The sequence below is a fragment of the Lutispora sp. QWL-02 genome (assembly GCF_058315355.1).
Map to the genome: position 1 here is coordinate 3183008 of NZ_CM177762.1, position 25700 is coordinate 3208707.

The window sequence follows — 25700 nt, forward strand, 5'->3', positions numbered from 1 at the left end:
TTTTTGCTTATTTGCACCATTCCATAGATCTCTCCACAGCCTTTTCCCATCCTATATATTTTTCATTTCTCAGCTCATTACTCATGCATGGTATGAATATCCTATCAAGAAGTCCATTCCTTTTGTATTTCATCCTTGCTGTTCCAAAGACCTGAACCGAGACCCGCCAAATATGAGGCACCCAACGCAGTTGTCTCTATCATTCTTGAATCTATACAATCTCTTTACTGTTTACTATAAGATAAGTAGATATAAAGAATAAAGCAACAAAAATAAAAAATGATGCTGCAATAACTATTCCCAATACTTCTCACCCCTTCCCCGTTATGGCGAAAAATGCCTTTCATAATGCCGACAGCAACGCTTGATTATATGCATATTGAACTAAATAAAGCCGCCAATCATAAGATAGCGACTTTATAAATAACGCATCCACATTATTTAGCACGGCAACTGGCTGGCTTAGTAATCTTCACTGTAGCCCCTATAGCTTTGCGTCGCCACCTTTCGATGGGTTTGCCTTTATCAAGTTTTGTTTAATTGAATTATATTCCTGTATTCAACTCGTGGACATATGTCTAAATATACATTTATTTAGCACTAAAGACCCTGTTTTTTTATATAATTTGCAGGTATTATAGGCTATTATTTATAAGGCTATCAGTATATTTATCCAGATCTAGCACTAAAACAAGCTGCATCGGAATTTTATTTCTCCGCTAATTCTCTGATAGCATTCAGCGTTCTATCTATCTCTTCCATCGTATTGTATGGAGCAAGCCCTACACGCACCAGCCCGCCGCTCTCTCTCAAGCCTAAAACCCTGACCAGTTTTGAAGCATAAAAATCTCCATCCCACACAAATATGCCTCTGTCTGAAAGATATTCGGCTACTTCTCTCGGAGATTTGTTTTTCATGGTAAAGGATACTGTCGAAGTTCTTGGATATCCCTTTGGAGGACCATAAATTCTAACTCCCGGTATTCTTTCCAATCCATCTATAAAATGCTCTGTTATCGGCTGTTCATAAGCTTCCAGAGCCAACATACCGGCGACCACATTTCTTCTTCTGCCTATGAAGCCTTTTAACTCTTTTTCAAATTCACTTCCGTAGGTCTCGCCTATAGAAGCAATAAACTCTATAGCTTCTGCAGCTCCTGCTATTCCTTCGTGATTTAATGTCCCGGTCTCAAATTTATAAGGTGCAAAATCATCCTGTTCTTTAACTTTTATAGTCCTTAGCCCTTCTAATTTCTCCTTTTTGGAATATAGTACCCCAATATGCGGACCGAAGAACTTATATGCAGAACAGAAAAGGAAATCCGTATCCAAGTCTTTAACATCTATAGGGCCGTGAAGAGCATAGTGTACTGCATCCACAATAGTAAGTGCTCCTACTTCATGAGCCATTGAAACCATTGTCTTCACATCGCTGATAGTCCCTACTCCGTTTGAAGCATAGTTGAACGCTGCAACCTTGGTTTTATCATTGAGCTTGCTTTTAAAGTCGTTCATATCAATTATACACTTTTCCAGATCCACCTTGACATTATGTATTATTATACCCCTTTCCTCCTGCATCTCCCAGGGTCCTCTATTGCACTCATGATCTATATCAGTAATAATCACTTCATCCCCGGGCTTAAGATCTCTGGCTATAGCAGAAGCAAGGTTGAAATTTATTGTTGTAGAATTGGCACCAAAGGAAACCTCATCCCAAGAACATCCAATAAAATCTGCAAAAGCTTTTCTGGTTTCCAAAAGCATATTATCTGTCTCAACGCTGGTGGCAAAAACTCCGTGAATATTGCAATTATGCCATGTGAGATAATCTACTACCTTGTCGATGACCCTTTGGGGTACCTGTGTGCCTCCTGGCCCATCCAAATATGCGGCAGGGTATCCGTTTATCTTTCTTTCCATAGCAGGAAATTGTTTTCTCATAGCTTCAACATCGTATTTCATCGCAAATCCCCCTAAATTTTATTTGAATATTCAGCTTTATTATACAATTTATCTCACCTAAAAGCTATAGAAAAAGGACACCCAGTTAACGAACATATCCCAATCCCATTCATAAAATAGTAATATGAATAACTATAAGGAGGTAGCTATGGGTTTAGACAGACAAAATAGGTATAATCGAGCACGTGCGGTAAATTATGCGAAAACTTTTGCCTTATCCCCAAACCCAGGCTTTAAGTATTTTCAAATTTATGAAACCTTGGGCGGGGACTGCACGAATTTTATCTCTCAGTGCCTGCTGGCTGGCGGTGCACCTATGACATATACTACAGAATACGCCTGGTGGTATAATAAGTCAGGTACCTATGATACTAATGATGATAGGTGGTCGGTGCCTTGGGCCGTCGCTCACTCGTTATACTGGACCCTAAAAGTGAATAATAACTCCAATATCGATGCTGCAAAAGGTCTTGAAGTAGGCAGCGCAGCCATGCTTGAGCTGGGGGATTTAATTTTTTTTGAAGATGATAATGGAGTTATATTTCACTCAACTATAGTAACAGGTTATTCACCCATCGACACACTCATATCTCAACATACCTATGAAGCATTGAATATACCCTACATCAGATCATGGGAAGCTAAAAGATATCACTATTTAAAAATAAGGGTATGATCTTATCCTGTTTTAAATAATAATGCTGTCCTCTTTGAAAGCGGACAGCATTATTAAGAATATTTAATCGTTCAGTAGGGATAATAATAATGGTTAATCTTTACTGAAAGAGGTAATAACTGATGACTGATAACATAATATGCCCCATATGCAAGGGCAATAAATTTGCTGCAAAATTCCAAGCTTCTTACGTCTACTCCTATAGTATTGATGCCGATGCTCCCGGCAGCGAAAGTGAGGATGCGTTTCTGCCTTTTTTGTTTGATAATAGAAAGCAAATAGGTTCTGAGGAATATTTAGAATGCCTGCAATGCCAAAACAGGTTCCCATGCCATTTCAATGAGGGCACCAAAGGGGTTTCATTTACAATACTCCAAAAGGCTATCCGCTCTGATCATACGATTGATCCGGAATTTTTAGGATAAGGGTTGATGATTTATATGGAATAAAGGATCAATGATAAAAAAGCAAAGTCTTTTTGTTATATTTAACAGGTTCATCAATAGTTAGTTCTTCATCATTAATTACCTTCAAAGGATTATCATAAAGAAATTTCTCCAGATTTTTCTTACTGGTATACCTGCCTGCAATTTTAAAGGCATGTATTAATGATAAGTTGTATTTACTGCTAGAGTGAGCATCTGAAGCAATAAAATGTACCATACTATTTTCTAATAGAATACCTGCTGTTTTACCGATGCTATCCTTGCTCCCTTTCTCTAAACTTGAGAGATTTAGCTGGACTAAAGCTCCTCTTTTAATAAAATCATATAGAATATTAGGATTTTTGATTATCTTTAAATTTCGCTCTGGATGTGCAAATATTGGGTAAATCCCCTTTAATCTTAGGGAAAATATTACTTGATAAATATAACCGGGTATATCAACCACAGGTAGCTCTATCAATATATACTTTGTTCTGTTTATTGTGGCTATCTCATTATTTTCTAGCAGTTCAATAGTATTAGGTGTAATAAACACCTCATTTCCAAGTAAGATTTCAATTTTTATTTGTCCGTTTAATAATCTATTTTTTAAGTTGTTTAATATTTCCAAGTTATATAGATAGCTTTTATACCCTTCACTTTCTATATAGTGGGGTGTAGCAACGATAACCTTTGTTCCGTTGCTCTCAGCACGTTTAGCCATTTCAATTGACTCTTCAACATTACCAGGTCCATCATCGATTCCGGGCAGTATATGGCAATGTATGTCAACCATATTATTCACCTTCATAATAGGAATAATAATCATCTGCTTTATTATAACGTCCGGCTTTTGTCGCCATTTTATTCAAGACAACTCCTATAATGTTAGCATTTACTTTATCCAGTAAAGCCTTAGCATTTTTTGCATTCTCAATTGTAGTTTGTCCTGCTGCACAGACCAAGATAACTCCATCCGCTATTGTTGATAAAACTGCAGCATCAGTAACTAAGCATGCGGGAGGTGAGTCAAAAAGCACCATATCATATACGTTCTTTAACTCATCCAGTAATATTTTTATTCTGTTTGACCCTAGAAGCTCAGAAGGATTAGGTGGAATTGGACCTGATGATAATATGTCCAAATTTTCCACATAAGTGCTTTCTATTATTCTTATATATTCTACATCTTCTGATAATAAATTAGTAAGGCCCTTTGTATTACTCACTTGAAAAAACGTATGCACATTAGGCTTCCTTAGATCAGCGTCTATCAATAAAACTTTTTTATTATTCCGTGCTATGGCCACGGCAAGATTGGCAATAACAGTGCTTTTCCCATCGCCTTGCCCGGGACTGGTTATTACTATGCTCTTTAAAGTTTTGTCAATGTTTGCAAACTGTATATTTGTTCTTAATATTCTATATGCTTCTGCTGAGCGTGATTTTGGATTAATATTCGTGATAATATTTTTTTTATCCATTTCTTACCCCCAAATACTGTTTGTATTTCATGGTATCATGCCAATAACAGGCATCCCTATATATTTAGTTATATCCTCAGGTGTTTTTATAGTATTATCCAAGTAGTCAATTAAAATAACAATTAGTGCTCCAATCATTATCCCCAATATTCCGGCTGCGGTCATATTCAAAACTGGAATTGGCCTTATATTCTTTTTCGGTATTTCAGCTCTATCAATTATCTGGACGTTTTCTACATTCATAATCTTGACCACTTTTTCCATGAACACCTCAGCTATTCCATCGGCTAGCTTAGCAGCAACTTCCGGATTTTCATCCCTTGATTCGATCTTAATTATTCCGGTATCTCCTACTTGCGCAATATTTACCTTTTTTCTTATTGCATCGTATGTTATATCTAAGCCCAGATTTTTTATTACTTCATTTGATACAGTTCTGCTCTTTGCAATTTCACTATATGTTGACACTAATTTCTGACTCAGTAATACATCGTTATACTCTATTCCTTCATAATAACCTTGGGGTTTCCCTATCATCAAGGTTGAGAAAGTTTGGTACTCAGGCTTAATGATGTAAAAGCTGAAAATTCCACTTATCAAAAGAAATGAAGCCGTCGACAATACAATTATCCAAAGCTTATTTTTAAATATATAAATATAGTCTATCGGCTGTTTTTTGATCATAAACCCTTTCTCCCCTATCCAATATACTAAGAATAGTATTTATAATATTTATATGAATTTTTACCAGGCTCCATAACCAGATAATATAATCTTTACTGTCTTTAAAATAATTTTGATATCCAGCCAAATAGATTGATTATTTATATAATATAAGTCTTTCTCCAGTTTTTCTTGAGGAGTCAGCCCATATCCGCCATTTACCTGAGCCCAACCTGTTAATCCTGGTTTAACTGCCAATCTGTAATTATATTCCGGGATTTCTTTGCAAAACTCGTCAATAAAGTATGGTCTCTCAGGTCTTGGCCCAACTATGCTCATGTCTCCTTTAATTATATTAATGAATTGAGGGATTTCATCTATTCTGGTTTTTCTAATGCATCTGCCGATTTTGGTAACTCTGGCATCATGGTTCTGTGCCCACTGAGGCCCATCCTTTTCAGCATCAATATACATGGATCTTAGTTTATAAATTTTGAACTGCCGACCATTCTTCCCTGCTCTTATTTGACTGTAAATAAACGGACCCTCAGACTCCAGTTTTATCAATATCCCGAATATAACTAATAAAGAAAATGTAAATAAAAATCCAATGGATGCAATAGAAATATCCATCAGCCTCCTAAACAGTAAATATAACGTTTTCTTTTCGGATTTTACTTTAATTGCAATCGCTTCATTATTTTTTAGCTTATTAGAAATAAACATCATAGCTCTCCTTAAAATAATAAAAAGGTACTAAAAAGTTCAATCTTTAGTACCTGTAATGCTCTTGTCTTAATTCATAATATATTGTTCTTGTAAAAGTGTGATTATATTTTCATTAGCAATTCATACTCGCTTATCATTTTTTCTTTGCTGAATTTTCTAAATGCCATGGACTTTCCATTATTGCCCATAACTTTTCTTAAATGATTACTTTTTAATAGTTTCTCAATATTTTTTACCGCTGTGTTTACATCCTGTTCTTTAATAATATATCCGTTCCTACCTTCTTCGACCAATTCTGATAAAGCACCAATACCATTTGCAATAATAGGTTTTTGTGCGAACATTGCTTCAATCACTTCAATAGGCACTTTTTCTTTGTTAGAAAAATATGAAAAAATATCAAAGTCGTTAATCATTATTGGCTTATCTCTGCAATGGCATATGATATTAACATATGAACTCAATCCAAGCTCATTTATCCGCATTTCGCATTTGTACACTTGAGATCTGCTAACCATTATTATGAGTTTAAACCTGCTTTCCCGCTGCTTTAGCTCATTAAATATATCCATTATGTACGCCATGCTATCAAAATCATCTAGTTCAGCAAGCATGCCTATTATAGGGATTTTTTTGCTGATTTTTAACTCTCTTCTTAATGCAGGAGTTCTAAATACGCTTTTTTCAATACCATAATAAATTATAGATGCATTTTTTATGTTTATCCATTTCTTATTAATTCCCTTGTTTAGATCAAATTTAGAAACACATATGATATTAGTCGCAATTCTAGCTAAAAGCCTTTGAAAAAAAGTATATGCAGAGCTTTCGTTAATGTACCATCCATGCACTGTAAAAAGTATCTTGGGTACTTTAAGCAACCATGCTGCTATACATCCTAATACTCCTAATCTGAAGCTATGGAAGTGAACAATATGAAATTTTCCAACATATATAGTTTTTAATATAATGAAAAATGTTTTTAAATTACTCAATGCCGAAATACCTCGCTCAAACGACGGTATAACCACTATATTTACCTTTGAAGAGCTGTTCTCATTATATTTCTTTGCTTTATCTGCTATAGCACTGCCTCCTGCAGCAATTAATGTTATATCATATTTTTCTGCAGGCAATGAAGAAATCAGATGATATACAACTTTAGACGCTTCATCTTCCGTCGGTGAAGAAACACCCAATAGCAATTTCAGTTGTTTTGGATAAGCTATATTTTTATGCAATGCCTTTATACGCCAAATATATCTTTTTAAGGTGTCTAACTTATTATTTAAAAAATACATAGCACCGGTTTTATTCTTAAGATATGTAATCAAAACCCTTGCTTCTTCTACTCTAATAAGTACAATTGAAAATAAATATATTAAGCCGCCTAATAATATACAAGTAAAAAGAAGCATAATTTCATTAAGGAATCCGCTGCCAAATGCTTGTGAAAATAAAATATATGATATTTTCAAGCCAATTGCCATGAATAGCGAGGATATGCCTGCTTTGATAATTAAAACCAGTACCTTTCTTTCTTCGAAGCATTTCATCCTAGATTTGAGATTATTAAATAGCAATATTGCACCTATAATAGATGAAATACTGGTAGCAAGGGCAAGTCCCCCGTGCCCCAGAGGTTTTATCAGAATAAAATTAAGAAATATATTTACAATTATTGCAATAATTCCATTAAACATCGGTGTTTTAGTATCCTGTAAAGAGTAGAATGCTTTCGATAATATGATTCTAAAGCCGGATGCCGTCATCCCTATAGAGTAATAAAATAGAGCAATAGCGGTGTTGTGAGTAGCTCGCTCATCAAAATAGCCCCTTTGAAATAAAGCTTTAACTACAGGAGTGCTAAGGCACATTGCTCCTATAGAAACAGGTATCAAAAGCAGCAACATAAAGCTTATAGACTTTTGAATTGTATCATAGAAAGCCTTCCAATCCTCTTTTGCCGCTAATTGAGATATAATAGTATATACAACCATTACTAAAGGTGCTGTAAAAATTCCAAATACGAATGAGTTCAGCTTGTCGGCGAAATTAAGAGCAGCTATGCTGCCTTCGCTTAATGTTGATGCTAATGTCTTGTCAATAAGAACATTCAACTGCTGCACAGTCATGCCCAAAAAAACAGGTATAATTAAGTATCCTAAATTTTTTATATCACTATCAATGAGCTTTCTTTGAAATTTATATGTATATCCACCCTTCAAAGCAAAATATAATTGATAAACCAACTGGCTTGCTATTCCAAGCAACGTTCCGTATGCTAATATGCTTTTATTCCAAAAATAACTTAATACCGTAGATAAGATTATAACAATATTTTTAGGAAATGCTATGAATGCTGTCACATAAAAATTTTTGTTTGCCTGTAAAAATCCTGTAAAAACATAATTTATACCGATAAGAATTATTCCCGGCAGCAATATATTTGTGAAGCTTACTGCTAATTCTAATGTTTCTCCTTTAAAGCCCATGGCAAATATGCTGACTAAAGATTTTGAGAACAAAACCCCCAATATACTTAATGAAGTTGTAACCAGCATGAGTAAATGGAGCACATTATTCATAAAATTTAATGCTTCATCTTTGCTCCTTTTCTCCGTTATATATGAATACATAGGAATAAAAGTGGTGCTTAGTGACTCCCCCATGCTTGCAAATACAACCAAAGGAATTGTGGTTGCAATTAAGTAAGCATCAGTATATGAGGTCGCTCCAAATACTGATGCCATTGCTATTTCTCTGACAAAACCAAGAACTTTAGCTGATATTGCTATAAGCATTATTATTAATATTCTTTTACTTTCATTAAGCATTCTATCTGCCCCAATACTATCCTATTGGAAAACTATTTTAAGCAAGAAGCTTTGAATACCATTGAATTGTATTATCCAAACCTTCTTTTAACATATATTCAGGCTCCCACCCTAATATACCCGATGACTTTCTAATGTCAAAATAGCAATACCTAATATCCCCTTTCTTTTCTCTCTTATATAAAGGAATACAGTCTCCAATTATACTGCTTAAGGATTTTAATAAATCATTAATACTTACTTCTATTCCGGTGCCAATATTAAATATTTCATTATCACCCTTTTCCAATGCAAGAATGTTAGCTCTGGCAACGTCATCAACATATATAAAATCTCTAGTCTGGTCGCCATTGCCATAAATCGTTGGTTTTTCGCCCTTTAACATATGCATGATAAAGCACGGTATAACTCCGCCTTCCCCTGAAATGCTCTGGCGTATTCCATATACATTGGAATATCTGAGTATTGTATAATTCAACCCACAGAGAGCATTAAACAATTTTATATACCGTTCTGTAATATATTTAGATATTCCGTAAAATGAGATAGGATTTAACTCATGCTTTTCATCTATACCCAGATATAAAGGATTTCCGTACACTGCAGCAGTTGATGAATAGATTATTTTTTGAACTCCGCTTCTCCTGCAGCATTCCAGGATATTTATGGAGCCAATGATGTTTATATTTGCATCAGAAATCGGATCCTTTATTGATTTCTCAACATTGATTTGGGCTGCCATATGAATGACATACTGGGGCCTTTCAATCTCAAAAATGTTGGATAGCTTCAAATCAGTTATATCCATATTATAAAATATTGAAGCTTTGTTCACGTTATCCATATTGCCATTTGATAAATTGTCCACTACAACAACCTTATGACCATTTGATAATAGCAGATCAACAACAGCAGATCCTATAAAACCTGCCCCTCCTGTGACTAATACCGTACACATAAAGGCTTACTCCCTTAACAGAATAAATATATGAAATATTAAATGCTTTAGTTATTCCATTTCTAAAATAGTTTTTTTATAAACGTAAAAAATAGTTTTGATAAGTGCCTTTGTCTCAATTGGATCATGAAAATAAAATGACCAGTTTTTGCCTCCAAACTCTTTGTATCCTGCTTTTCCCGGTAGAATCCTCATTGATATATTTTCTTCTTTTATTTTTTTCAGTTGTTTTGCGTATGCCATTGCTTCCTCCAATGACATATCTGTTTTTATTGAACCATAGCCAGCTTTTATAATTTCTAAAAAGCTTGAACTTAAGAATTTATTTATAACTTTATCAATAAACTTCTGATGCACTTTAATTCGCCCTAAATCCCCATCCCTATATCCTTTTCTGAATCTTAAGAATTGGAGAGCTTGTTTCCCGTCTAATTTTTGCAGCCCTTCATTTATTTCTATTCCTCCAACTTCCATATGGCATGGAACCTCTATCTCTATTCCTCCTAAAGTATCTATTAAAGCCTCTACTCCTTCGTATTCTATAGCAATATAATTATTTATAGGTGGACCTCCAAGTATCTTTCCTACTGCTTCCATGCTTCCTTTTTCCTTTTTTCTTCCATATACCGCATTTATTTTTCTTTGGTCACCTCTTTCATATCCTTTTTCATAATAATATGTGTCCCTTGGTATAGATATTATATCTAAGTTATTATATTTTGGATCAAAACTTAAAAATATAATAACATCTGTTCTTGCCTTACCCTCTATGCCAAGTATTAGTAGGTTTTCCCTTTTGCTGTCTATTATCGACTTTTTAAAAGCACTTAAATTGTTAAAGTCTGCATCGCTTTTATTAATATATTGGTATATCTCAGTTGTAAAGTTTGGATGGCCTTGATAACCAAACCTGTTGCCAAACCATATAAGCAGAATTGTAATAAAGGTTACGCTCAAAACAGCAAGATATCTTCTCATTGAAAATCCTTCTTCCCGCATACTCCGCTCACAAACATATACACTTGTATATGTTATATGCATTTCTAGCAATAATAGCTTTGATACAATATATTCAGGGATAAAGCTATGTGATTGTCAGGCAAGCTGATTGATTTATGTAATCTTTGGTATGATGCCAATGATAGGTAGACCTAAATTTTTCTCTATATCATCAGTGTTTTTTATAATGCTGTCAAAATTCTCATAAGCAAGTACAGAAATGATACCTAACATGCTCCCTAAAACTGATGCAATAGCCATACTAACAACTGGTTTTGGTTTATAAGGCTTTACCGGTACTACAGCTTTGTCGACTACTTGTATATTTTTTATCTTCATCACATTAACAATGTTATAAATAAAAACTCTTGCAAGCTCATCGGCAATGCGAGCAGCAACTCCTCCATCCTTATCTTTTACTGATATCTTAATTATCTCAGTACCCTTTATTATTGCTACTTCAATTTTCTTATCTAGCTCTTCATCGGTATAGCTCAATCCCAAGTTCGAAATTAACTCCCTTGCTACCATTTTGCTTTTCGCAATTTCGCCATAGGTAGAAACCAGCTTTTGATTTATCAGCACATCTGCATACTCAACCTTTTCCTTATAGTCACCTATTCCCCCAATAACTAGGGTTGTATATGTTTGATATTCCGCTTCTACAATAAAAAAGCTTATAAGACCGCTTATTGCAGCAAATGTAATAATAAATACGGCAATAAACCAAAATCTTTTTCTAAGGATCAATAACAGCTCTATAATATTGATTTGCTCCATTATTAATCCCCCTTAAAGTTTATGTTTACTATGGTTGGCTTATTTTAAATATCAGATGCTATACACATTTTTTTTATTTCTAAACCTTTCAATAATCCAAGCAATTTTAACCGATTCATTTTGATTCAATTTATATGTTGTTAATTCTTTATTATTTATCATTGATATAAACTCAGCTAATTCATATCTTAATCCATAGCCCTCTAATTTATAATAATGCTTCTTGTTATTAGCGGAATTATCAAAACGTATTTCAAAATACTCTGTCTTCCACCACGGCGCCGGTACATATATATACCCTTTTGTTCCTGAAATAATAAGATCCCCTTCATATTTTACCCCCGATCCTATCTTTACCGTTGCAATAGCATCCTTATATTTTAAATTTATTTTGGTAAACAAATCCGAATCTTTTCCGCTGTCCCAATAAGAATAGAACTCAACCTTCTCTACGTTTTCACCTAATATTTTAAATATCGCTAATAAGGGATATGATGCTAGCTCCATTGCGCTCTTTACCGCAGCGTTTATATCTGATCTTGCAAATGTTGCGTCAATATTTTTTATACTGCCTATCAATCCTGTTTTGGCAACACTTATCAGCCTTAAAAACCCTGGGAAATATGCGGTTTCTATAGCCTCTAAAAGCACGCATTTCTTGTCTTGGGCTAGCGTATAAAGTTCATCTGTTTCTTTAACTGATAAAGCCATAGGTTTATCACATAATACATGTTTCCCTTTTTCCAGCGCTCTTTTTACATAATCATAATGAGTAATATAGCAAGTTGTTATATAGACAGCATTTACCTTATCAAGAAATTCATCAAAATTTATAGATAAAAAAGCCAATTCATTCTTTTTAGTAAAGTGCTTGAGTGAACTCTCATCAGCTTCATATGCTCCTTCAACATTTACACCGCTAACGAACTTAGCTTCTGAGATAAGTCTTTGAGCAATTCTTCCGCATCCAACTATGCCCAGCTTAATAATTCCATATTTATCGGCTCTTAATTGAGTGCTTGATATCCCTTTTGTTCTTTCCAAATAGACCACGTCGCAATACTCTTTGATGTAATCAAATTTACCTAACCAATCTGAGCCAATTGCAAAAACATCAATATTATATTTTTGGATATCATTAATCTTTTGCCCTTCATATTCTTCTACAATTATTTCATCAGCAAAGCCACTATTCTTAACATTTTCTATTCTTTTCATCAAGCTCTCTTGAACATTTAACTTTCCACGGCTATTATCATAATTCTCCGTAGTAACTCCTACTATTAAATAATTACCTAATTCCTTTGCCCTCTTAAGCAGATTATAATGTCCTTCATGAAATAGGTCATAGGTTCCATATGTTATAACTTTTTTCATAAAACCACCATCATCTTTATATTTCAGTAACTTTTTAAGAATTGCCTTGTATTGGGGTCATATAGTCACCATATAGATGGGTTAGGTAAGCATCCCATTTCTCCGGCGCTGGGAGGGCAAGACCCTCAAATTCAAGCAAAACCGGTTCGCCTATATATTCTTTTGGAATTAGTTCTTTATATCCATAGCAACCGCAAATATTATAAATAATGTCAGATTCTTTTATATGATATAAAGTGCTTAGCTTATGAAATATAAATTTTATTAATCTTGCAGGTACCGGCTTAAGCATCAGCTTTACTATGAGAGTAATTATTCTCTTTTTTTTGTTACCTTTGTAATTGACATTGATATTAACTTTTTTAACGAAATAAGATCTGTACAAAATATGACAAATATTACAAAAGAGTTTACGGCCTGTTTCAGATTTGGGCACCCCAACTATAGGAAATATATCAATATGAATTATATGATGAAAATATTTTCTAATACTAATTCTTGCTTTTAGCGAATCATAATTTAGGTCTTGGTCTGCAGAATATAAAACATAATCTTCTGGAATTTCATGCCGGATTATATCGCAAAACCTTTTATAATTGTCAATGTCCACTATGATGTCAATATCATCGTCCCAGGGTATAAAGCCTTTATGTCTAACAGCTCCCAGTACGGTACCATATGCCAAATAATATTTTAAGTCATTTTTTTTGCATATTCTATCCATTTCCATCATCATATTCAATGACATAAGCTGTATGCTGCTTTTATTAATCGAATCCTCCATTTAATAAACCCTCCTTCCCTAAACTGTTATACTTAACAGCATTAGTACTGATATCTTCCCCGCTTATTGATGCAACCAATATCCATAATAATGTATTTCTTATGCCATTATGGGTCAAACCATATAGAAAAATAAAGAATATTATATATGTATCTTTCCATCCGTTATTCTTAATGGCAAATATGATTGAAGCCAAGTATAAGAATAGGCCAATTATCCCGTAAGACATTAAGATATTTCCTAATGTTGAGTGAAACTCTATATAATATTTAAACCTTAAGTATTCACCTTCACCTGCGCCGAATATCAAATATTGAGGATAGTGTATCAATCTATAATATCCTCTACCAGCTAAATTGTCATCCCTGTCCATACCTATTGTTGAAACTCTATTCATAACTGAAATATAAAGTTGATTCGAAGCAATGACTTCCCTATTAAAATAATATGCTGCTGATATTATCAATGTAGCAATGAGCATATAAATAAATGCTTTTTTATCAAAAGTTTTTGCCATCATTTTAATAAACGAATAGTAAAACAGCATGCCGGCATATGCAATAATGGCAGCCTTTGACAAGGATGAAAAACATAAAATCAAAGTTGATAATACGCTGGTCAAGTACAACCCCGTCTTAAGCTTTTTTCTTTGGCTAATCATAATAAGAAATGCGAGCATTAATAGATTGTGATAACCAAGTTGATTAGGATTATTAAAAAAACCCAGTGACCTCGTTCCGTCAAATCCGCCGCTAGCTAAGTAAATAACTAACTGCATAAAAATAGATATCAGAATTGATTTATACATATACTTATAGAAAACATCTTGGTATTCATAATATAGCATCAAAACCATCAAGCTTACCACAAAGTTATATATATAAAATGCAGATGCCGTGAAAACTTCTAAATTTCCATTAAGTATTAATGACCATATGGTATTTATAAATATTACATATAACACAAATACCAAGCTGGTACATATAAATATTTTAGATTTCTTTGAAAAACTTATGATAAATCTGTCCTTAAATAAATAAAGAACTGTCATAATCAATAATATGGCATCGGATACTTGCGGTAACCCGCTGGTCCAAAAGTAAAATGGTTTAAGTATGAAATATAAACAGAACAGAAATAATATTATCTTGCCGCTCAATGTCTTTTCATTGTTAATATCAATATCATATTTCATATACTACCTCTGATAATATTCTTTGTACCATTCAACAAATTTTCCTATCCCCATATTAATATTTGTTTCAGGCTTAAAGCCTACATCCTTAATTAAATCATCCACTTCGGCATAGGTCATTGGCACATCCCCATCTTGAAGCGGCAGAAATTCTTTTTTTGCCTTTTTGCCTATTTTTTCTTCTATCGTCTCTATGAATTCCATTAAATCTACAGGCCTATTGTTTCCTATGTTGTATATTCTGTAGGGCGCACTGCTGGTTCCAGGGTCTGCCATATGCATATCCCATTCCTTATTTGATTTTGGAGGCTTGTTTAATAAGCTTACTACCCCCTCCACAATATCATCTATATATGTGAAATCTCTTTTCATTTTTCCATTGTTAAACACCTTAATAGGCCTATCGCTTATAATTGCATCTGTAAATAAAAATAGTGCCATATCCGGCCTTCCCCAGGGACCATATACGGTAAAAAACCTGAGGCCAGTGGTCGGCAGCCCATATAGATGGCTGTAGGTGTGTGCCATAAGTTCGTTTGACTTTTTGGTGGCAGCATACAGACTTATTGGATGATCTACATTATGATGAACTGAGAAGGGCATATTGACATTCATTCCATACACCGAACTGGAAGAGGCATATACTAAATGTTCTATCTTGTTGTGCCTACACATCTCCAGCAGGTTTAAGAAACCTACTATATTAGATTGTATATAGATATCAGGATTTGATATGCTATATCTAACTCCTGCTTGTGCAGCCATATTAACTGCAATATCTATTTTATTTTCTATAAACACCTTCTCCAAGGCCTCTTTGTCCTGAAGATCTGCACATATGAATTTAAATGAGCCATAGTTCTCAATAATCTCAAGTCTTGCTTTTTTAAGATTGACATCATAATACTCATTGAGATTATCCAGTCCTATAACGGCGCAGCCTTCATCAAGCAGTCTCTTGGATAAATGAAACCCAATAAAGCCTGCTGCACCTGTTATTAAGTATGTTTTGCCTATATTCAATTTTGCATATTTACCTCTCATAATATGGCCGCCCCCACTAGAATCATATTACCTTGCTGCTCAATACATATCTTTTATTCCTTACACATAATATGCTTAATTTTTCATTTGTGTCCTACCCTCTATTTAGTTTTATCCGCTTACTTCAATTCAACAATGTTATGCTTGACTGTATTGAGCAGTCTTTTTTCGAATACCTTATATCTAGGATGAAATATTTTTTTATATATTTCATTTTCAAATGATTTTTCACTACTATTTACAGTAATATAACATTTTCTAAAACTATTCCTATACAAGAGATTGAAAACGTTTGATAATATATATTCATAATTATTTTTATATTTCTTTTCTACAAAGGCCTCATATATGTGTACCTCTGACTTTCCAAATAAAATGTTTAATTTAATATTTGAAATTTCAATACTTGAGCAGTCTATCCAGCAATAATGAATAATCTTGCCATCATGTAAAGTGATGTAACATTTGTATTTATTTATAAATCTTCTTACTATACTACTTGGAGATTCATTCATCGCCTTTGATAGAGCGTCTAAATCATCCATTTCAGCTTCCTTAACTTGCATATTGCTTTGAGGCAACTCCACAATCTCGATATTTTTTTCTAATATCAGATATTGTTTATGGCTAAATATTTTACCGGTTGAAGTAATAAAAGACTTGGCAATAATTGATAATAATCCATCACGCTCTACTGCTCTCTTTATTCTCGTAATTTTATCCGAAATATTTTTACTGGTGAAAAAGTATTTGATTTTTCCTAAATAGTATTTTTTAAAATTATAAATTCTTTTATTCTTTTTTAATGCAATTATTAGTTTTATTCTAGTCCAAAATTTAATGTAAAAAATTAGCCTAGACAGCAAATTATCCGAAGGCATTATTGTATTATAAGCTCGCTTATAATCATCGGTCCATTTAGCTTTATATGGTTCGTAACCTAGCCCAAAGTCAAAAACACCTATTTGAGAAGAAAAGCATTCCTCTATTTTTTTCTTAAATACCAATTCACCGGGGCTTAAAAAATAAAAGTCATCATCATGAGCAATTCTGAGGGATAAATATTTACTATTATATTCAAATCCGTACATGAAGCTAATAATTCTATTATTTAATTTAATGGCATCTACGTTTATATTAAATTTCATATTTTTGTTTAAGGCCAGTTCTTTATAAAACTCCTTAGTTCCTCCCTTTGAAAAACTGCTATTGCCTATTTTCCGCAACCATCTCTTTTCGTGTATTTCAAATACCTCGTCTATTTCATCAGAGGTTACGACTCTTTTATAAGCCAGATTGCCCAGATTCTTTAGCTTTTTTTCTTTGCCATTCATTGTCTGTCTGGTTTTTTTACCAAATCTATGCTCAAAGTGATCCTTAAAGCTATTATCTTTTAAATTAAGAAAGTAGCAGATAACTTCTTTCGAGACAAAGGGTACTTTATTAACTTTTAAATATTTATTCAGCAAAGCATAGTTAGCAGACTGCTCAGATATTACGTCAAAAGCGATGATATTCTTTCCTCCTAAATTTCTTAAAAAATTGCATATGCATTCAAAGGCTTCTTCTCTATATTTATCTCTTAAAATAAAATCATTGCTGCTAGATTCTCTATTACCAATAAATCTTATTTCATTATAGATTGCCTTGTTTGTTATCATTAGAGGGCAAATGCCTGCAATTTCTTCATCGTTAAAAACTATCAGTACAAACAGGTCGTGTTTGTCACCAAAGAATTTCCACCAAAATAAAATCCAGTCTGGTTCAAGAAATAATATGTCATTATTAATCTCTTTGAGGATACTATCCCACTCTACCTTATAAAGCATGAGTTCATCTATGCTGTCAATAACCTTTATTTCCACTGACACCATTCCTTTGATACAAATTTGATAAATCAACTATCTCATTCATGCTTTTCGTTTCCAACATTCCATTTTCACGCTTTGATTGTACTTCTTTAAATATTTCTTCTAATCCATACAATAGTTTTTCTTGGTTAGTAGCTATATTGAAAGGGTGAAACCACAAATGAAATACTTTTTTATGCCTGATAGCTTTTTTGATACCCTTCCTTGCTTTATATATTCTAAATCTTAACGGAATCAAGCTTCTAAATCCATTCATTGGAAGATAAAACATGGAGGCCGGTATATTGTACAGCCCCTGCTTGTATTCCGGTATACTAACAGGAGGGGATATGGCTAAAAGTTGATCTATCACATGACAAGCTTTTCTTATTTTGGGGGGAAAAGCTTTATACCATGAAGGCTCTGCACCCCTATAAGCTTTAAATCCAAAGCTGTTTAACTCATCAATATATCCTACATCATTTCTCGGAAATACAAAGCTTCTCAACTTCAAATCATATTTTTCTGCTTCGCAAATACAGTTTGAAAGATCGGCTCTGACAGTATCTCTTTTTGTATTTTTATCTCCATAAGGTATATGTGCAAAGCTATGGCAGCCGATATCCTGGTAAACTCTGCATTTGATTATCTTTTGTATAATATCCTGACCATACCATAAGGGATCTTTCTTATAGTTAGTGCACGGGGACTCTTCAAACCAATCTTTTGAATACCAAGAATATGTACTCCTTGGTATATTTGAGTGCTTTTGCCCATTTACCGGACGGCACTCCTGCAGAAATAAATGTCCGACTATTGCCCAAGTAGCTGATATATTATATTTTTCAAGCAACATTATAAGCTTATCAATGCAATCTCTAGCTTCTTCATAATATATTTTATTCTTTTTGAGTTTATCAGGTTTATCAACTGTTCCCCAACATAATTCAACATCTAAACTCAATACAAAAATACCCTTTGGCAATATTGTTTCTTTCTTTTTATAACCCTCATACAATCTATTTATGATATTTATCTGCTTATCCACTACTTGCTTTTCATCATAATATCTTTCTGCCCTTTGTCTCCCCTTGATTTTCATGCTGTTTAAAAAATTCTCGTTATTGACCAACATTTCCAATTTACTTTGAATATCATATGTTGATTGCAGTTTTACCAAAAGACCCGTTTCTCCATCTGTTACCTCTTCTCGGCAACCTCTTATATCTGTTGCAATGACCGCGCATTCCATAGACATTGCCTCTATGATAGTCCTTGGCATTCCTTCCCGATAAGAAGGCAGACAAAATATGTCCGTAATATAAAGAATGTTGTTTATATCCTCTCTGAATCCTGTAAATATGATGTTCTGATTATCCTTGTATTTACTAGTTATCAGATTTTTAGTGTTTTCATCTCTGCAGCCTTGGTCAATGTCACCTACTACAAGCAGTTTAATATTTCCATTGTCAATGCTGCAGAAAGCCTCAAGCAGCTCCATAATCCCCTTTTCTTTCACTAAGCGTCCTATAAAGGTGACGATGATATTTTCTTCAGTAAGATTAAATTTCTTATATAAACTTCTGATGCTTTCATAATCTATATTTTCAGGATTGAATTTACCAAACACATCTATACCATTTCCGATACACTCAATTTTTCTTTCATCTATAAAGCCATTTTTTATTGCTGTTAATCTGTCCTCTTCACTCTGAGTAAAAATATAATCAGTAAAATACTTAGCCATATATTTTTCGATATTTAAAAATAATTTGTATTTTATAGGTGCCATATTGTCATGAAAATAGAAGCCGTGAGCTGTATAAATAATAATAGGTACTTTTGCAAATTTGGCTGCTATCCTTCCAAGGACTGATGCAATAGGTGTGTGCACATGCAATATGTCTGGTCTCTCACTTTTAAATAATTTATATAGCCTAAAGACAGATCTTATGCTTGAGTAAAGTTTTATATTTCTTTCAATTGGTATGTTGATAACGTTGAAACCTTTTCTTATTAATTCTTCTGTATATGGACCTTTGGAACAAGTGCAGATTAAATCAAAGCCTTGATCAACCAACCCCTGGTTTAAAGAGCTAAGGAAAATTTTCATGGTTTGATCTATAGCGCATAATTCAATAATCTTCATATAAACCCTCATATAAATGATTTATATTATAACCCCCAATAAATAAAGCCCATATCTTCAGCATTTTTTTTATTAAATATCCTCTTTACATCTATAATCACTGGTTTATTAATAAAAATATTTCTTAAATGTTCCAGTTTTATATTTTCGTATGCTCCATGCTTTACAGCAAATATGACAGCATCCGTTAGATTTATATCCTCCAGTTTCTTTAGCTGGATATTATACTCCTTTAGAACTTCATACTCATTTGCTATAGGGTCTGAAACTTCCACTTCTACATCATATTCATGCAATTCTCTAATGATATCTATTACTTTAGAATTTCTTACATCCGGGCAATTTTCTTTAAATGTAATTCCCATAATAGCTACCCTAGCACCTTTTATCTGCTTATCAGCTTTAATAAGATGCTTTACTGTGTTCTCTGCAATATATTTACCCATATAATCATTAATGCGTCTCCCTGAAAGAATGATTTGTGAGTGATATCCAATAATCTCCGCCTTATATGTCAGATAATAGGGATCTACTCCAATACAGTGTCCTCCAACTAGTCCGGGCGTAAAATCCACATAATTCCATTTTGTCCTGGCTGCTCTTAATACTGATTGATTATCTATACTAAGCTTGTCAAAAATAATGGACAATTCATTCATGAAGGCGATATTAATATCTCGTTGAGCATTTTCTATCACTTTAGCCGCTTCAGCAACTTTAATGCTTTCTGCCCTGTATATTCCTGCTTCTATGACCAGTTCATAGACCTTTGCAATATCTTCTAGAACTTCATCATCTATTCCTGAAACAATCTTTACAATATTTTCTACCCTATGAAGCTTATCTCCAGGATTTATTCTTTCGGGAGAATAGCCAACCTTGAAATCTATACCACATTTAAGTCCCGAATCCTTTTCCAGCAAAGGTATGCATAACTCTTCCGTAACTCCTGGATATACCGTAGACTCATATACAACGATGGAACCCCTGGTTAAGTTCCGACCTACCAATTTGCTTGCATCTTCAATTAGCTTAAGATTTGGCGTCTTGTCTTTATTGATCGGTGTAGGTACGGCAATGATGTGAAATTTGGATTTTTGCAGCATTCTTTCATCTGATGTAAAGTATATATTAGATTCGGTTATTGCCTGATTGCCTACTTCTCGAGTAGCATCTATTCCTTGCTTATATAACTGTATTTTATTGCGGTCAATATCAAAGCCTATTACATCTGTTTTTTTAGCAAAGGCTACTGCCAGAGGAATACCTACATATCCCAGGCCTATCACAGATAGAGGAAAATATCTGCTCTTGATTTGTTCATATAACTGCACTGTATCACTCCTTATTCTCTAATCAAAAAACATAAGAATTTGAATGATTCGCCCTTACTTCTCTTTATAGATGATATATATTCTTATAAAAAAAGATTATGATGTGCTTAACAAACAAATACAGACCTGACAAAAATACAATGCTGCCCTTGTATATTACGAGGGCAGCATTGTATTTTTACAGCAAATTGACTACTGCTTGACTTCCGACCATATTTTATCAAACATTATCACCGCATCTCCGATATCCTTCAGATATTCTCCTTTTTTAAGTTTCTCTTTAGGAGGATACACTGAGATATCCTCCATAATATCCTTATCTATATACGGATAAGCTTCAATATTCGGATTACCATAGGGGAAGTGCAGGGATATCTCCGCACTTATCTCAGGCTCCATTATAAAATTCATAAACAGCTCTGCCGCTTTTATATTCTTTGCATCTTTAGGAATCACAAAATTATCCTGCTGAAGGAATAAACCTTCTTTAGGGATCACATACCTTACATTGGGATTCTCCCTTCGGGCAAGGCTGCCCTCGGCACCCCAGGCAAAAATCGCCTTAGATTCCCCGTTTATCAAGCTGGTTTTGGGGCTGTCACTGTCATAGGCTTTTATATTCTTTTGAAGCTTCTTCAACTCTTCCTTCGCCTTTGCCAATGCGGCAGGGTCCGTCTCATTCAATGGATATCCAAGCTTTTTAAGGGTGATACCTATTATTGCCCTTTGATCATCCAATACTGTGAGGGAGTTTTTCAGCTCCGGTCTCCAAAGGTCAGCATAACCGGTTATCATTCCATCAGGTATCTTGGAGCTGTCATAGGCAATTATTCCCGCAAGCCACATATATGGTACGCTGTATTCATTATCTCTATCGAAGGGAAGGTTTAAAAACTGCGGGCCAATATTTTTAAAGTTTGGCAGATTATCTTTATTTATCTTAAGGATCAGGCTTTGCTTCTTCAAAATTTCAACCATAAAATCACTGGCAACTGCAAGATCATACTTTCCTCCCCCTGCCATAAGCTTAGCAAGCATTTCTTCGTTTGAGGAGAAGGTGCTGTAGTTGACCTTGATATTATATGTCTGCTCAAACTTATCAATTACTGATTGAGGCAAATACTCAGACCAGTTGAATATATTTATGACCTGCTGAGGCTTCTCACTATCCTTGGCAAATGCCCATATACCATACCCGGTGCTGCTCACCGCCAGTGCTATCACGGTCAGTATTGCACCTATCCTTTTCATATTCAGGTTGACATTTCTAAGGGTTAAAGATAATCCCAGTATCACTAATGTCAATACCATTATAATGGTTGAAAGGGCATTTATTTCAGGAGTTACTCCAAATTTCACCATTGAAAATACCTTCAAAGGAAGGGTTACGCTCCCCGGCCCCGCAACAAAGAAGCTTATTATCACATCGTCCAAAGATAACGTAAAAGCAAGGAAGCCTCCGGCTATAACTCCCGGCATAATAATCGGCAATGTAACATTGAAAAACACTTTCAGGGGAGTAGCCCCTAAATCCAATGCTGCTTCTTCCACTGACTTATCGTAGCCTTCCAGCCTGGTTTTTACTACTGCTACTACATAGGCTATGCTGAAGGTCACATGGGCAATTATCAGAGACACCTTGCCTAAGGGCAGCTTTACGATTGAGAAGAATGCCAAAAGTGATATCCCCATAACTATCTCCGGGATGATCAACGGAATATTCAATATGGCATCCAGAACATTCTTCCCCTTAAATTTATACTTGTATAAGCCTATTGCGGTCAGAGTACCAATCACCACGGATATTAATGTACTGATTATTGCTACAACAAAGGAATTTTTAACTGCCTCCAATATTCCTTCATTGTGCAGCAGGCTTTCATACCATTTAAAAGTAAAGCCGGTCCACACCACGTTAAGCTTTGACTCGTTGAAGGAAAATGCCATAAGCACCATAATAGGAATATAAAGAAACATAAAAATTAGAAAAACATAAAGCGATTTTATGGCATTTCCTTTTTTTCTTTTCATAACTACAACACCGCCTTTTTATCGATTTTCCCGCCCTGCCTGATATAGAGGGCAATCATCGCGGTCATCACTATTATCAAGATCACGGATATGGCCGAGCCAAAGGGCCAATCCCTGGCCGTCAGGAATTGATTTTTGATCAAGTTGCTCATGAGGACAACCTTGCTTCCTCCCATCAGATCTGTTATAAAAAACAGTCCTAACGTAGGAACAAATACCAAAAGAGACCCTGCCAATATTCCTCCCTTTGTAAGAGGGAGCGTTACCTGCAGAAATTTGTTCAGGGGTTTGGCGCCAAGGTCGTCTGCAGCTTCAAGCAGCCTCATGTCCAGCTTCTCTATAGAAGCATATAGAGGAAGCACCATAAACGGAAACATCATATAAAGCATGCCTATCATAACAGCCGTATTGTTATACATGAGCTGGAGAGGCTCATGTATCAAACCGAAATATCTGAGCATTGTATTAATAATTCCCTCGGTGCGCAGCAATACAATCATCGCATAGGTCCTGACCAATGAATTTGTCCAAAAAGGCAGCATGACCAATACTAAAAGCAAAGGCTTTATCTTCTTATTAGCCTTTGCAACTATAAATGCAAATGGATAGCCGAATACCAAGCAAAGCATGGTAGTAAACAGAGCGATTGCCATAGATTTAATAAATATGCTTATATACAGAGGATTGATCAGCTTTGCATAGTTCTTCAATGTAAAGCTGTATACGATATCACCCACTTCTCCCCTTGTACAGAAGCTTACTGCAACAACCAATATAAGAGGTATCACAAAGAATCCAAGCATCCATAGAGCTGCAGGCAGTATTGTGGCTGTGATGCCCAGCGTGTCCTTCAGCGAGCGCAGTAAATCTTTTAACACAAATTTCTTTCTCATAGCCCTTCCCTCCTATGCCTTGATAACGATGGAGTGTTCAGGCTTCCATGTAACAAATATATCTTCTTTTGCACCAAAGCCGCTCCTTTGCTCAATAGGCTCATTTACGACAATTTCTTTTCCATTCCTGGTTGTTGCAATAGTCTTTATTACAAACCCTGAATATATCTTTTCTTTTATCCCGCACTGGAGCCAAACGTCTCCTTCTTCGGGGACGGCTTTTATCTTGATCCTTTCCGGCCTCACGGAAACGGTAAATTTATCTCCAAAATCGTAATTCAGATTGGGAATTCTGATTATATCCTGCTCTTGTTCAAGGTTTAGGAGCACCTCCGTCTCCTTAATTTTTACTACTTCACCCTCAAGAATATTGGTCTCTCCTAAAAAGTCAGCTACGAACTTAGTCTTTGGTCTTTCATAGAGCTCTTCAGGCGTGCCTGCTTGCTCAATTACCCCCTTATTCATAACCACTATGCTGTCCGACATAGTTAATGCTTCCTCCTGATCATGGGTTACAAATATAAAGGTAATACCAAGCTTCCTTTGAAGACGCTTCAGTTCAAGCTGCATCTGCTTGCGAAGTTTTAGATCAAGTGCTCCAAGAGGTTCATCAAGAAGCAAAACCTTTGGGTTATTTATCACAGCTCTTGCAATTGCAACACGCTGCATTTGTCCGCCGCTCAGTTGAGACGGCATCCTATTTTCATAACCCTCCAATTGAACCATTTTCAACATCTCAAATACCCTATTTTCAATTTCCAGCTTCGGCACCTTTTTCATCTTTAAGCCGAATGCAATGTTATCAAAAATATTCATGTGCGGAAATAACGCATAATTTTGAAATACCGTGTTTACACATCTTTCATGTGGTGATTTCTGCGTTACATTGTCATTGTCAATAATTATTTCACCGCTGGTCGGCGTTTCAAAACCAGCTATCAATCTTAGTGTTGTGGTCTTTCCGCAACCACTAGGTCCCAATAAGGTTAAGAATTGTCCCTTTTTTATCTCAAGGTTCAGGTTCTTTAATACTGCTTCCTCTCGATCAAAACTTTTACATACATTTATCAGCTGAACAAAAACCTCTCCTGTCACACCTTAACAGCTCCTTCTTTATATATTTTTTCAAAAAAGAAAAACCCCCACCGATTTCTAGAAACCGGTCAAGAAGTTTTTATAAATTGCTGTCATACTTATACACGTAATCGCTATAATTATAACTTTTAAAATATAACATAATTTTTAAGGATTCACAATATATTTTTCGAAATTTTTCTTGGTATTTTCTGATTTTTATTTGCCTCTTTTTTAGTTGTTTGCATGCTTTAAAATGCCTATAAGAGGTAAATACTTCCTATAGGCATCATCTTCGTAATTATTTTTGATTTGTCTTTTTATCTTCGTAAAGCGGACAATGAGAAGTACAGCTTCCGCAGTCGCAATTTCCCGATGTTTTTTTCTTTGCGCTTCTATAAAATATAAAGACTGCTGCTGCAACTATACTGACGGCAATTACTATTTCCAATA

At 34.6% G+C, this 25700-nt stretch carries 22 protein-coding genes, 1 pseudogene and 1 riboswitch; of the genes and pseudogenes, 2 read left to right on the plus strand and 21 right to left on the minus strand.

Annotated elements, in window-relative coordinates:
- Positions 1 to 7: 7 nt before the first annotated feature.
- Together AC4HCY_RS15095 and AC4HCY_RS15100 are read right to left on the minus strand one after the other, a co-directional pair.
- A pseudogene (locus tag AC4HCY_RS15095) lies at positions 8 to 206 on the minus strand (glycerol kinase); the annotation flags it as partial.
- A 239-nt stretch (positions 207 to 445) separates the two neighbouring features.
- Positions 446 to 531: riboswitch (cyclic di-GMP riboswitch) on the minus strand.
- 177 nt (positions 532 to 708) lie between these two features.
- Complete coding sequence (locus AC4HCY_RS15100) at positions 709 to 1965, minus strand: cysteine desulfurase-like protein (RefSeq protein WP_323431842.1); 1257 nt, start codon at positions 1963 to 1965, stop codon at positions 709 to 711.
- Positions 1966 to 2113: 148 nt separating this feature from the next.
- On the opposite strand from AC4HCY_RS15100, the gene AC4HCY_RS15105 reads away from it, so the two are divergent.
- Together AC4HCY_RS15105 and AC4HCY_RS15110 are read left to right on the plus strand one after the other, a co-directional pair.
- On the plus strand, positions 2114 to 2641 hold the full coding sequence (locus tag AC4HCY_RS15105; RefSeq protein ID WP_323431843.1) for an amidase domain-containing protein: 528 nt from the start codon (positions 2114 to 2116) through the stop codon (positions 2639 to 2641).
- Positions 2642 to 2763: 122 nt separating this feature from the next.
- On the plus strand, positions 2764 to 3066 hold the full coding sequence (locus tag AC4HCY_RS15110; protein ID WP_323431844.1) for a hypothetical protein: 303 nt from the start codon (positions 2764 to 2766) through the stop codon (positions 3064 to 3066).
- Between the two features lie 28 nt (positions 3067 to 3094).
- On the opposite strand, the gene AC4HCY_RS15115 is transcribed toward AC4HCY_RS15110, so the two are convergent.
- The 19 genes from AC4HCY_RS15115 to AC4HCY_RS15205 all read right to left on the minus strand — a co-directional run bounded on the left by AC4HCY_RS15115 (position 3095) and on the right by AC4HCY_RS15205 (position 25698).
- Positions 3095 to 3862, minus strand: coding sequence for a tyrosine-protein phosphatase (locus AC4HCY_RS15115; protein ID WP_491094540.1), 768 nt, complete (start codon positions 3860 to 3862; stop codon positions 3095 to 3097).
- 1 nt (position 3863) lies between these two features.
- Positions 3864 to 4550 carry a CpsD/CapB family tyrosine-protein kinase gene (locus AC4HCY_RS15120; RefSeq protein ID WP_323431846.1) on the minus strand — a complete coding sequence of 229 codons (687 nt, stop codon included), beginning with the start codon at positions 4548 to 4550 and terminating at the stop codon, positions 3864 to 3866.
- A gap of 27 nt (positions 4551 to 4577) precedes the next feature.
- Entirely contained in the window at positions 4578 to 5234 is a 657-nt protein-coding gene (locus AC4HCY_RS15125; RefSeq protein ID WP_323431847.1) for a YveK family protein, read from the minus strand.
- A gap of 60 nt (positions 5235 to 5294) precedes the next feature.
- Positions 5295 to 5939, minus strand: coding sequence for an exopolysaccharide biosynthesis polyprenyl glycosylphosphotransferase (locus AC4HCY_RS15130; protein WP_323431848.1), 645 nt, complete (start codon positions 5937 to 5939; stop codon positions 5295 to 5297).
- A gap of 104 nt (positions 5940 to 6043) precedes the next feature.
- Positions 6044 to 8779, minus strand: a complete 2736-nt coding sequence (gene murJ, locus AC4HCY_RS15135) for a murein biosynthesis integral membrane protein MurJ (protein ID WP_491094541.1) — start codon at positions 8777 to 8779, stop codon at positions 6044 to 6046.
- 37 nt (positions 8780 to 8816) lie between these two features.
- A complete protein-coding gene (locus AC4HCY_RS15140) occupies positions 8817 to 9737 on the minus strand; it encodes an NAD-dependent epimerase/dehydratase family protein (protein ID WP_323431850.1) in 921 nt (306 codons plus the stop codon).
- A 51-nt stretch (positions 9738 to 9788) separates the two neighbouring features.
- Complete coding sequence (locus AC4HCY_RS15145; RefSeq protein WP_323431851.1) at positions 9789 to 10715, minus strand: LCP family protein; 927 nt, start codon at positions 10713 to 10715, stop codon at positions 9789 to 9791.
- A 135-nt stretch (positions 10716 to 10850) separates the two neighbouring features.
- Complete coding sequence (locus tag AC4HCY_RS15150) at positions 10851 to 11516, minus strand: YveK family protein (RefSeq protein ID WP_323431852.1); 666 nt, start codon at positions 11514 to 11516, stop codon at positions 10851 to 10853.
- 51 nt (positions 11517 to 11567) lie between these two features.
- Positions 11568 to 12893, minus strand: coding sequence for a Gfo/Idh/MocA family oxidoreductase (locus AC4HCY_RS15155; protein WP_323431853.1), 1326 nt, complete (start codon positions 12891 to 12893; stop codon positions 11568 to 11570).
- A 34-nt stretch (positions 12894 to 12927) separates the two neighbouring features.
- Positions 12928 to 13677, minus strand: a complete 750-nt coding sequence (locus AC4HCY_RS15160; RefSeq protein ID WP_323431854.1) for a LicD family protein — start codon at positions 13675 to 13677, stop codon at positions 12928 to 12930.
- A complete protein-coding gene (locus AC4HCY_RS15165) occupies positions 13661 to 14872 on the minus strand; it encodes a hypothetical protein (RefSeq protein WP_491094542.1) in 1212 nt (403 codons plus the stop codon). Before AC4HCY_RS15165 ends, AC4HCY_RS15160 begins: the two co-directional genes overlap by 17 nt.
- A 3-nt stretch (positions 14873 to 14875) precedes the next feature.
- Positions 14876 to 15916, minus strand: coding sequence for an NAD-dependent epimerase (locus AC4HCY_RS15170; RefSeq protein WP_323431856.1), 1041 nt, complete (start codon positions 15914 to 15916; stop codon positions 14876 to 14878).
- Positions 15917 to 16035: 119 nt separating this feature from the next.
- Positions 16036 to 17781, minus strand: coding sequence for a GNAT family N-acetyltransferase (locus AC4HCY_RS15175; protein WP_491094543.1), 1746 nt, complete (start codon positions 17779 to 17781; stop codon positions 16036 to 16038).
- Entirely contained in the window at positions 17762 to 19915 is a 2154-nt protein-coding gene (locus tag AC4HCY_RS15180; protein WP_491094544.1) for a glycosyltransferase, read from the minus strand. Before AC4HCY_RS15180 ends, AC4HCY_RS15175 begins: the two co-directional genes overlap by 20 nt.
- Positions 19916 to 19941: 26 nt before the next feature.
- Entirely contained in the window at positions 19942 to 21249 is a 1308-nt protein-coding gene (locus AC4HCY_RS15185; protein WP_491094545.1) for a nucleotide sugar dehydrogenase, read from the minus strand.
- 192 nt (positions 21250 to 21441) lie between these two features.
- Entirely contained in the window at positions 21442 to 23280 is a 1839-nt protein-coding gene (locus AC4HCY_RS15190) for an extracellular solute-binding protein (protein WP_491094546.1), read from the minus strand.
- A 2-nt stretch (positions 23281 to 23282) separates the two neighbouring features.
- The gene (locus AC4HCY_RS15195) at positions 23283 to 24173 is read right to left on the minus strand and encodes an ABC transporter permease (RefSeq protein ID WP_491094547.1); all 891 of its coding nucleotides are present in this window, start codon (positions 24171 to 24173) and stop codon (positions 23283 to 23285) included.
- A gap of 12 nt (positions 24174 to 24185) precedes the next feature.
- The gene (locus AC4HCY_RS15200; protein ID WP_491094548.1) at positions 24186 to 25268 is read right to left on the minus strand and encodes an ABC transporter ATP-binding protein; all 1083 of its coding nucleotides are present in this window, start codon (positions 25266 to 25268) and stop codon (positions 24186 to 24188) included.
- Positions 25269 to 25548: 280 nt separating this feature from the next.
- Positions 25549 to 25698, minus strand: coding sequence for a FeoB-associated Cys-rich membrane protein (locus AC4HCY_RS15205; protein ID WP_491094549.1), 150 nt, complete (start codon positions 25696 to 25698; stop codon positions 25549 to 25551).
- Positions 25699 to 25700: the final 2 nt, after the last annotated feature.